General features: G+C 72.2%; 9 protein-coding genes. 2 read left to right on the top strand and 7 right to left on the bottom strand.

Features of this window, described 5'->3' with window-relative positions; translation table 11 throughout:
* Nucleotides 1–68 precede the first annotated feature (68 nt).
* The 7 genes from ACFQH9_RS18865 to ACFQH9_RS18835 all read right to left on the bottom strand — a co-directional run bounded on the left by ACFQH9_RS18865 (nt 69) and on the right by ACFQH9_RS18835 (nt 8405).
* A complete protein-coding gene (locus ACFQH9_RS18865) occupies nt 69–821 on the bottom strand; it encodes a type 1 glutamine amidotransferase (protein ID WP_379567466.1) in 753 nt (250 codons plus the stop codon).
* Nucleotides 818–2080, bottom strand: a complete 1263-nt coding sequence (locus ACFQH9_RS18860; protein WP_379567465.1) for a MurT ligase domain-containing protein — start codon at nt 2078–2080, stop codon at nt 818–820. The genes ACFQH9_RS18865 and ACFQH9_RS18860 overlap by 4 nt, the downstream gene beginning before the upstream one ends.
* 284 nt (nt 2081–2364) lie before the next feature.
* Nucleotides 2365–3069 (bottom strand): LLM class flavin-dependent oxidoreductase, encoded by a 705-nt coding sequence (locus ACFQH9_RS18855; RefSeq protein WP_379567464.1) that lies wholly within the window; start codon nt 3067–3069, stop codon nt 2365–2367.
* Entirely contained in the window at nt 3066–5015 is a 1950-nt protein-coding gene (locus tag ACFQH9_RS18850) for an acetoacetate--CoA ligase (RefSeq protein ID WP_379567463.1), read from the bottom strand. The genes ACFQH9_RS18855 and ACFQH9_RS18850 overlap by 4 nt, the downstream gene beginning before the upstream one ends.
* A gap of 52 nt (nt 5016–5067) precedes the next feature.
* Nucleotides 5068–5823, bottom strand: coding sequence for an SDR family NAD(P)-dependent oxidoreductase (locus tag ACFQH9_RS18845; protein ID WP_379567462.1), 756 nt, complete (start codon nt 5821–5823; stop codon nt 5068–5070).
* 42 nt (nt 5824–5865) lie between these two features.
* A complete protein-coding gene (locus ACFQH9_RS18840; protein ID WP_379567461.1) occupies nt 5866–6855 on the bottom strand; it encodes an LLM class flavin-dependent oxidoreductase in 990 nt (329 codons plus the stop codon).
* Nucleotides 6852–8405, bottom strand: coding sequence for an acyl-CoA synthetase (locus ACFQH9_RS18835; protein WP_379567460.1), 1554 nt, complete (start codon nt 8403–8405; stop codon nt 6852–6854). The genes ACFQH9_RS18840 and ACFQH9_RS18835 overlap by 4 nt, the downstream gene beginning before the upstream one ends.
* A gap of 262 nt (nt 8406–8667) precedes the next feature.
* Here ACFQH9_RS18835 and ACFQH9_RS18830 point away from each other — a divergent pair, with 262 nt between their 5' ends.
* Nucleotides 8668–8847, top strand: a complete 180-nt coding sequence (locus ACFQH9_RS18830; protein ID WP_379567468.1) for a CsbD family protein — start codon at nt 8668–8670, stop codon at nt 8845–8847.
* A gap of 153 nt (nt 8848–9000) precedes the next feature.
* Complete coding sequence (locus ACFQH9_RS18825; protein ID WP_379567459.1) at nt 9001–9609, top strand: DUF5701 family protein; 609 nt, start codon at nt 9001–9003, stop codon at nt 9607–9609.
* Nucleotides 9610–9735 lie beyond the last annotated feature (126 nt).

Raw genomic sequence — 9735 nt, 5'->3', positions numbered from 1 at the left:
TTATTTCAAGATCATCGGCCCTGGCGTGTCCACGCCCGCCGTGTCACCAACCTCCGTAGGTGGGACAGCTAGCGGGTGGGGCGGGAAAGCCGCGGCAGGCGGCGCAGCGACCGCAGTCGTTCCTCGCGGAGCCGCTCCACCGCCGGTACCTCCAGCGGGGGCAACGGCCGGCCGACGACCCACTCCAGCAGCAGGTCCGCCAACGCCGGGTTGCGGGCGAGGACGGGGCCGTGCAGGTAGGTCCCGACGATCCGGCCGGCCACCACCCCTTCCGTGCGGTGGCGGTCGCCGTTGCCCACCCCGGACTCCACGCGCGCCAGTGGCCGGACGCCCGGGCCCAGCCGGGTCCCACCCTGGTGGTTCTCGAAGCCGGTCAGGACCGCACCGGCGAGCCCGGCCACGAGGGGTGTGGCCACGACCTCCCCCACCGCCCGCCGGGGGCGCCGGACCGTCGTCAGGTCGAGCAGCCCCAACCCCGGGTGGTCGACCCCGTCCGGTCCGGCGAAACGCTCGCCGAGGATCTGCAGGCCGGCGCAGACCGCCAGCACGACCGCGCCCCGCCCGACCGCGGTGTGCAGGCCACCCGCGCGCGCCGCGCGCCGGGCGGCCAGGACCTGGGCATGGTCCTCGCCACCACCGAGGACGTAGAGGTCGCAGTCACTCGGTACGGCATCGGTGGCGGCAACGACCTCGGCCGCGCGCCCGCGCCAGCGCAGCCGCTGCCGGAGCACCTCGGCGTTGCCCTTGTCGCCGTAGGTGCCCAGCAGGTCCGACGAGATCAGCGCGATCCGCACCGCCGACGGCCCGAGCACCCGGTTCACCCCGTCCCGTCCCGCGGTGGGCCCGAGGCGGCGGCAGCGCCAGGGGTCACGAGCGTCAGGTCGGCAGCGCGGCTCAGCCGGGCCCGTGCGGCGAGGAAGGCGGTGTAGTCCGCCGCCACCTCGACCCGACCCCGGACCCTCCGCACCGCCGCCACCGGATCGGCCACCACGTCGTGGGCGACCTCGGCGTAGGCGAGCCGGACCGCGACGTCCGCCGCCCGGTCCCCGCTCGCCGTCACCCGCCGGCCCCGCAACCGTTCGAAGGGTACGTCCCAGAGCCAGGACGGGTCCCGCCCGTCCGCCTCGCGTGCGTTCACCGCGATCACCACCGCTCCCGGCGAGGACTCGAGCACCGTCAGCGTCTCCGCCCACCCGGCCGGGTTCTTCGCCAGCAGGAGCCGGGTCTCACCGTCCGTCCGGGGGAACGACCGGTACCGGCCCGCCACCTCGTCGAGCTCGGCGACCGCCTCGACCGCCTGCTCCGCCGCCACGCCGTACGCCGCGGCCGCGGCCACCGCGAACGCGGCGTCGACCAGGTTCGCGGTGCCGGGCAGCCGCAGACGCATCTGCCGGCAGAACCCCTCCGGCCCCGCCAACAGCCCGTCCTCGGACACCGTCCAGTCCGCCGCCGGCCTGGTCAGCCCACACCCGCTGCACCGCCAGGTCGGCTCGGCCGGATCGATGTGACCATCGCAGAGCAGGCACGTGACGCCGTCGTGGCGCCACGTGCTCGGCGGCGCGACCCAGATGCGGTGCGGGGTGGCCTGCGCGGCCGCGACGACCAACGGGTCACCGGCGTTCGCGATCACTGTGGTGTGCGGGCTGGCCAGCAGCGCCGCCCTGATCCGACGCACCACCGAGCGGACCTCGCCGACCCGGTCCAGCTGGTCCCGGCTGATGTTCAGCAGCACGACGAAGTCCGGCCGGGTCTCCGCGATGACGTTCGGCAGGTAGCCCTCGTCGACCTCGAGCACGGCGCTGTCCGCCTCGGGGTCGTCGAGCAGCGCCGCCAGCGCGCCGTCGGGCATGTTCGCCCCGGTGCCGTTCCACGCGGGACGCGATCGGACCCGGAACGCGGCGGCGAGCATCGCCGTGGTCGTCGTCTTGCCGTTCGTCCCCGACACCAGGGCGACCGACCGGGGCCCGGCGAGCCCGGCCAGCAGACCCGGATCGATCGCCAGCGCGACCCGCCCACCCAGAACACCGCCGGCCCGCCCCAGAGACCGGCACAGCGACATGGTCAATCGCCCGGCGCTCACGGCAACCCGCGCCCGGGCGCACAACGGGGCCGTGATGGTCGCGCCGGCACACTCGCCCGCAGGGCGGTCCCGCCGGGTCGACGGCGACAACGGTGCCATGCACCGAAGATGCACTCGCCCGGGTTAGGTAAGGGCAAACGCGCCCGAGTTCGCCGTCGGCAGCTCCGCGCTCGGTCGACGTTCCGACCGGCGAGCCCCCGGCCATGGGACGCGGCACTCCTCGGACGCCGCCTTCTGCCCAGGCTCGGGCGCTCCGGCCGGCTGTCGCCGTCGCCTCCGGCGGCTCAGGGAAGGAGGGCTCTGACCTTCTCGGGATCGGCCCCTCCCGGCTCGATCACCACCACGGCGTCGTCGAAGCCGCCCTCCGCGTAGCGGTGGAGTTGGTTGCCGACGAGATCGAGGTCGGCCGATTTGGTGAGCGGGATGGCGCAGACGATGGCCCGTTCTCCGCCCACCGCTCGGAAGCGGGACTGGGCCTCGAGGATCTGGTCGGGGGTGCGGCGGTAGGCGGAGGCGAGCCAGCCGTCGAAGTGCCGGGCCGCCTTGTCGACGTTGGCACCCCAGGAGCCCAGTAAGAAGGGCGGCGGAGCAGGGAGCAGGTCACGCAGCCGGGCCACGTTCTCGTCGAAGGTGCGGAAACGGCTGCGGAAGTCCCGGTCGAGGAGCGCGTAGTCGGTCTGGGTGGACCCGGGGCTGAGGCCCATGACCAGCCTGTTCCCGCACACCAGCTGCAGGGACCGGATCTTGTGGGCGAGGTCGGCGGGGTGGTGGAGCGGGACCTGCACCGTGGCCGTGCCGATCTCGACATCCGGAGCAGCGACGGCGGCCGCCGCCAAGGCGACGAAGGGGTCCGGGACGAAGCCGGACCGCCCGATGATCTGCGGCATCCACAGGCTCTCGAAGCCGGCGTCCACGAGGCGTCGCGCCCAGGAGGCGACGTCGTACGGCGGGCCCGACCCCAGGTGGGCGAGGTATGCGCCGAGCTTCACAACCGGGAGGCGGCGAAGCGCGCGTACCAGCGTAGCGCGTCGGGGTCGTCGACCGAGGCGATGTTGGCGGCCTTCTCCAGCGGCCTGCCACTGATCAGCTTCTTGATCGGGACCTCGAGCCGCTTGCCGCTCAGGGTGTGCGGCACGCCGGGCGCCTCGAGGATCTCGTCCGGGACGTGCCGGGGCGTCAGGCGGGTGCGCAGCGTCTGCACGATCTTCTGCCTGAGCGCGTCGTCCAGCACGTGCCCCGGAGCAGGGACGACGAACAGGCCCAGCCAGTAGCCGTCGTCGGGCTGGTCGACGCCCACCACCAGGGTTTCGCTGATCTCCGGCATGGTCTCGAGCACGTCGTAGAAGTCGCTGCTGCCCAGCCGGACACCCTGCCTGTTCAGGGTCGAGTCCGAGCGGCCGTGGATGGCGAGGCTGCCGTCCGAGTACAGCGTCACCCAGTCCCCGTGCCGCCAGACGCCGGGCCAGGTCTCGAAGTACGACTCCGTGTAGCGCGCCGCGTCCGGGTCGTTCCACAGGTACACCGGCATGGACGGCATGGGCTGGGTGACGACCAGGTCTCCCACCTCGTCGACGACCGGACGGCCCTCCTCGTCCCAGGCCGCGCAGTCGACGCCGGCGAGCCGGCCGCCGATGCGCCCCACCCGGACCGGGGCGTACTCGTTGCCGCCGACGAACGAGCCGGAGATGTCGGTGCCGCCGCTGGTCGAGTCGATCCGCAGGTCCGGGCTGACGTGCTCCATGATCCAGTGGTAGCCGGCCGAGGGCAGCGCGGAGCCGCTGACCATCACGTGCCGCAGCCGGCTCAGGTCGTGCTCCTGCCGCGGCGACACCCCGGTGTTCGCCGAGGCGGTGACGACGGCGGCACCCAGCAGCATGACGTCCGCCCGGGTGCGGGCCGCGACCTCCCAGACCGCGCCCGCCGGGTGGCCGGGGCTGCCCTCGTACAGCACGATGCTCGCGCCCCGGGTGAGCGCGCCGAGCTGCATGTTCCACAGCGCCCAGCCGGTCGAGGTGAAGGTGAACATCCGCTCGCCCTCGCGCAGGCCGCAGTACAGCCCGGTCCACATCAGACCTTGCAGCGTGATCCCGCCGTGGCCGTGCACCAGGCCCTTGGGCAGCCCGGTGGTGCCGGAGGTGAACAACACCCACAGCGGGTGCGAGAACTCGACCTGCTCGAACTGGAGCGGCGCGTCCTCGGCGAGAACCGACTCCCACGGAACCGCCCCCGAAGGAGCAGGCCGGTCGAAGACGTAGGGGACGTGGACGACGTGCCGCAGCGTCGGAAGCTTCTCGCGCAGCTGCGCGACGACGTCACCGCGGTCGATCTCCCTGCCGTTCCAGTGGTAGCCGTCGCCCGCGATGAGCACGGTCGGCTCGAGCTGCGCGAGCCGGCCGAGCGTGCCCTCGGCGCCGAAGTCCGGGGAGCAGCACGACCACACCGCGCCGACCGCGGCCGCGGCGAGCAGGCCGATCACCGCGTGCTCGGTGTTCGGCAGGTAGGCGCAGACCCGGTCGCCGGGGCGCACGCCCGCCCGCCGCAGCCAGCCGGCCGCCGCCGCGACCGACCGGCGCAACGAACCCCAGGTGATCTCCCGCGCCGGCTCGCCACCCTCCCGGACGCACACCAACGCCACCGAGGAGTCCGCCCCGTGGCGCAGCACGTGCTGCGCCCAGTTCAGCCGCGCCCGGGTGAACCAGCGGGTGTGCGGCATCGGGTCGGCGGTACGCACCTGCGTCCACGGCGCGGAGAACTCGACGCCGTAGTAGTCCACGACGGACAGCCAGAAGCGGTCGATGTCCTCCACCGACCAGGCCCAGAGGGCGTCGTGATCCGCGAACGACCCCCCCTCGCGCTCCTCCAGCCAGTCCAGGTACTCGCGCAGCGCGGACCCCTCGATGCGGGCCGCCGTCGGGCTCCAGAGCGTGTCGGTCATCCCACCGCCTCACTGTGCGACGGGCCCGGTCGCCCGGGCCCGTCGCACATGCTCACACGAGGGACGCGGTCAGCCCACCGTCGAGGACGTAGTGGCTGCCGGTGATCCACGACGCCCGGTCGGACGCGAGGAAGGCCGCCACCTCGGCGATGTCCTCCGGGGTGCCGAGCCTGCCCTGCTTCATGGCGACGAGGTCGCCGAACGGGACCTGCGTCGCCGCCTCGAAGTCCGGGACGAGCCGCTCGACCATGGCGGTGTCGGCGAAGCCCGGGCAGACCGCGTTGACCCGTACGCCCGTCGGACGCATCTCCACCGCGGCGACGCGAGTGAGCTGGATGAGCGCCGCCTTCGTGGCGCAGTAGGACCCGAGCAGCGGGCTGCCGCCGATGCCGGCGATCGAGGCGATGTTGACGACGTTGCCCTTCGACTCGATCAGATGCCCGATCGCCGCCTTCATCGCCACGAACGGTCCGCGCACGTTGACCGCGTAGATCTTGTCGAAGCTCTCCGTCGACTGCTGCAGCAGCGGCGAGGAGACCTCGATCCCGGCGTTGTTGACCAGCACGTCGAGACCGCCGAGCAGGTCCACCGCCTGCTGCACCGCGCCCTGGACCTGGCTCTCGTCCGTGACGTCGCAGTTGGCGACGCCCGCGGCGCCGATCTCGTCCGCCGTCGTCTTGGCCGCGTCGGCGTCGATGTCGCTGATCACGACCCGGGCGCCGCGCTGCGTGAACAGCGTCGCGATCGCCTTGCCGATCCCGGCAGCGGACCCGGTGACGAAGACCCGCTTGCCGTCGAGTTCGGGCATCTCTTTCCTCTCACTTCGTTGTGGGGAGTGCGGAACCGGAGGTCAGGAGGCCTCGACCTTCGGCATGATGTCGTTCTTGATCCGCTTGAGGTCGTCGAGGGTCTTGGACACGGGGACGTCCGCGAACGGCGGCCAGAACATCGGCATCGTCATCCCGGCCTCCTTGTACGCCTTGAGCTTGTCGGTGATCTGCCGCTCGCTGCCCGCCAGCAGGTTCGTCACCTTGCCCGCCGGGGAGTCGTCCAGGTCGACGTCCGTGATGACCGTCCAGATCATGCTGCTGATCTCGAGGTCGCCGATCTTGCGCTGGCTGCCGATCGCCTCGAGCTCGCGCTCGATGCCCCCGCGCCAGGTGGCGATGTCCTCCGGCGAGTCCTGGATCCCGATCCAGCCCTTGAGGTCGTACTTGCTGACGCGCTTCGCCGCCCGCGCCGGGTCCTTGAGGCCGGAGAAGAAGATCGGCAGCGGGTCCTGCAGCGGCTTGATCCCGAAACCGCACCTGTCGAAGTCCGCGAACTCGCCGTGGTACTCGAACAGGTCGTTGTTCCAGACGCCCTGCATGACCTCGATCGTCTCGCGCACGTGCTTGTGCCGCTTCGGGAAGATGTGCGCGGCGCTCGCGGCCGCGAACTCCTCCGGCATCCACCCGGATCCGACGCCGACGTTGAGCCGGCCGTTCGAGAGGTGGTCCATCGTGGCCATCTCCGCGGCCAGGACGCCGGGGGCGCGGAACGGCGTGTCGATGATGCTCATGCCGATCCGGACCTTGGTGGTCTTGGCCGCGAGCCATGGGATGAGCGGGTAGCCCTGCAACCACTGGCCGCGCGAGGACACCGGCAGCGCCTTGGGCAGACCGTCCATCATCCCGAACGGGTACTGCAGTTCCTGCCGGTCCGACGCCTCCGGGACGACGATCCGATCGAGCGTCCAGACCGAGTCGAAGTCGAGCTCCTCGGCGAGTGCGGTGAGGTCCTCCAGCTCCTTGACGGTGACCTTGTCACGGAAGTTGGGCAGGTAGAGGGCGAGCTTCATCGGGTTCCGCCTCCTTGCGGTACTGCGGTGAGGGTCGTGCGGATCTCGGTCTTGAGGACCTTGCCGACGGAGGAACGCGGGAGGTCCGGCCAGATCTCGATCTGCTTCGGCGCCTTGACGCTGCCGATGCGCTGCTTGACGAACGCGATCAGCTCGTCGACGTCGAGGCCGGTGTCCGGCCGGAGCTGGACCACGGCCGTGACCCGTTCGCCCCACTTCTCGTCCGGCAGGCCGACGACCGCGCAGTCGCGGACGGCGTCGTGCGCCATCAGCGCCTGCTCGACCTCGGCGGAGTACACGTTGAACCCGCCGGTGATGACCATGTCCTTGGCGCGGTCGACGATGAAGAGGAAGCCGTCGTCGTCGAGATAGCCGACGTCGCCGGTGTGGTGCCAGCCGTGGGCGGACGCCTCGGCAGTGGCTTCCGGGTTGCGGTAGTAGCCGGCCATCACCAGCGAGCCCCGGACGCAGATCTCCCCCCGCTCCCCGCGCGGGACGGGCCGGCCCTCCTGGTCGAGGATCGCCACCGTGACCAGGGGCGAGGGTCGACCTGCCGACGGCAGCCGCGCGGTGGCGATCGACCCGTCCGGCAGGCGGTGCTCGGCCGGGGACATCGTCGAGATCATCATCGGGGCCTCGGACTGCCCGAAGAGCTGCGCCATCGGCCCGATGCGGTCGAGCGCCTCGGCCAGCCGGGCCACCGACATCGGCGCGGCGCCGTACCAGAAGCACTGCAGCGACGACAGGTCCGTGCCGTCGAGTGCCGGGTGGCCGAGCACCATGTAGATCAGCGTCGGCGGCAGGAAGGTGTGGGTGACCCGGTGCCGCTCGATCAGCTCGAGGAACCGGCCGACGTCCGGCTTCGCCATGATCACGACCTCGCCGCCGAGGGCGAGGATCGGGAAGCACAGCACGCCGGCCGCGTGGGTCAGCGGTGCCTGGGCCAGGTACACCGGGCGCCCCTCGAAGGGGTAGCTCATCAGCGTGATCGCGGACATCGCCTCGAGGTTGCGATCGGTGAGCATGACGCCCTTGGGGCGCCCCGTGGTGCCCCCGGTGCCGACCAGTGCCACCACGTCGTCGGGCTGGGTGGCCTCGACGTCCGGGTCCCCGCGCGCGGCGTCGAGCCAGGGGTGGAAGGCCTGCGCGCTGCCGTCGCGCTCGCCGAGCCGGACGAGCGTGGTCAGCTTCGGGAGCTTCGGGGCGATCTCGGCGACCAGCGCGTCGAACGCCGGCTGGAAGATCAACGTGGAGCAGTCGAACAGGTCGAGCAGCTCCGCGTTCTCCGCGGCCGCGTTGCGCGGGTTGATCGGGCACCACACCGCGCCGGCCCGGGCGATGCCGAAGACGCAGGAGAACGCGGTCGGGTCGTTGGGCGAGAGGATGCCGACCTTGTCCCCGGGCCGGACGCCCGAGCGCCGCAGTGCCCGGGCGACCGCATGGGAGAGCTCGACGACCTCGCCGTACGACAGCGACGCGCCGTCGAGGGTCAGGCAAGCTGCCCCGGGATCGAGGGAGGCGCCCTTGTCCAGGTAGAACGTCAGCGACATCCTCGTCCCTCGATCGTCGTCGGCACCCTTGCTGACAGGGACGACCGTGGCCTGATCTTGGACGGTTGTCAAGATTTCCCTGGACGGGTGGTCAGGAGGTTCCCTCGACGGGTGTCCCGTGCTCGACGCGCCGCACCCGGTGACCATTCCGCGGGGCCGTTCCTGGCACCCGGGTGGCACGTTCGACGCCCCGGCCGGCCGGGTACGCCGACACCACTGGCCGTCGGCGGCCGGTTCGTCGACCGAAGGAGTAGTCATGGGCATGGACGACAAGATCGACAACAAGGCCGAGGAGCTGAAGGGCAAGGTCAAGGAAGGGGCCGGCCACGCCACCGACGACGAGGAACTGCAGGCGGAGGGCCGGGGCGACCAGGCCTCGGGCCACGTGAAGCAGGCCGGCGAGAAGGTCAAGGACGCCGCCAAGGACGTCTTCAAGAAGTAGCCCGGCCTCCCCGAGGAGGCACCCGGCGGCCCTTCCCGGTCCGCCGGGTGCCGACGTGCGCGATGCCGACCCGGGGCCGGGCGAGCGCCGAACGGGAACTCCGTTCGGCTCGGGCGCGTTGAGCACGGGCCCCCACCGGTCCTCGGAGGTCCCGTGCTGCCCACACTTCCCGCCCAGGTCGACCGCCTCGTCTCGCTCGGCGCCACCGCCCCCCTGACGCCCGAAGAGCTGCGCATCGCCGCGAAGGCCCTCCCCGACCGGCCGGGTCTGCTCGTCGTCGCCGGCGCCGCACCGTCCGCCCTCGCGCCCCTGCTGCGGCGCGGCGACAAGGCCGGTTTCGTGGTCGCCGACATGACGGACGCGGACGACTTCGCCCCGTTGCCGGACGTCGCCGTGCCGGACGCTCCCGTCTACCTCCTCGAGGGCCTCGACCGCGGCGACCACCTCGCCAACCGGAGCCCGGACGAGGTCTACCCCGAACTGGCCCGCACCGGCCGCACCCCGCTGTTGCTCACCGAGGGCGTGCAGTGGGTCCTGCAGAGCCCGCAGGTGCTGGCCCGCAACGCCTGCTTCATGACGATCGGCTCCCGCCTGCGCCGCCCGAACGGCACGCTCGACGCCCGGACCCCCGCGGTCTGGATCTCGAACGGGACCGGACGGGACGGCAGGGAGCGCCGGGACGCCCCCAAGGTCGGCTGGTGCTGGGCGGGCAACCGGCACACCTGGCTGGGCTTCGCCTCCGCCTCCGCCCGGACCGCCTGAGCCCGCCACGGTCGTCGCGCCGAGTCTTCCTGGCGTGACTCGTCGGGGTCGAGCAGGGGCGTGGGCGAGCAGGATCGACCCGGCGGCGATGAGCCGCGCACCCCCGATCATGCCGACGAGCGGTCT

Origin of the sequence: Pseudonocardia lutea (genome assembly GCF_042658055.1) — a bacterium.
Classification (GTDB): Bacteria; Actinomycetota; Actinomycetes; order Mycobacteriales; family Pseudonocardiaceae; genus Pseudonocardia; species Pseudonocardia lutea.
Note: the sequence above shows the minus strand (reverse complement) of the source record. Positions and strands in the feature narration are given on the sequence as shown.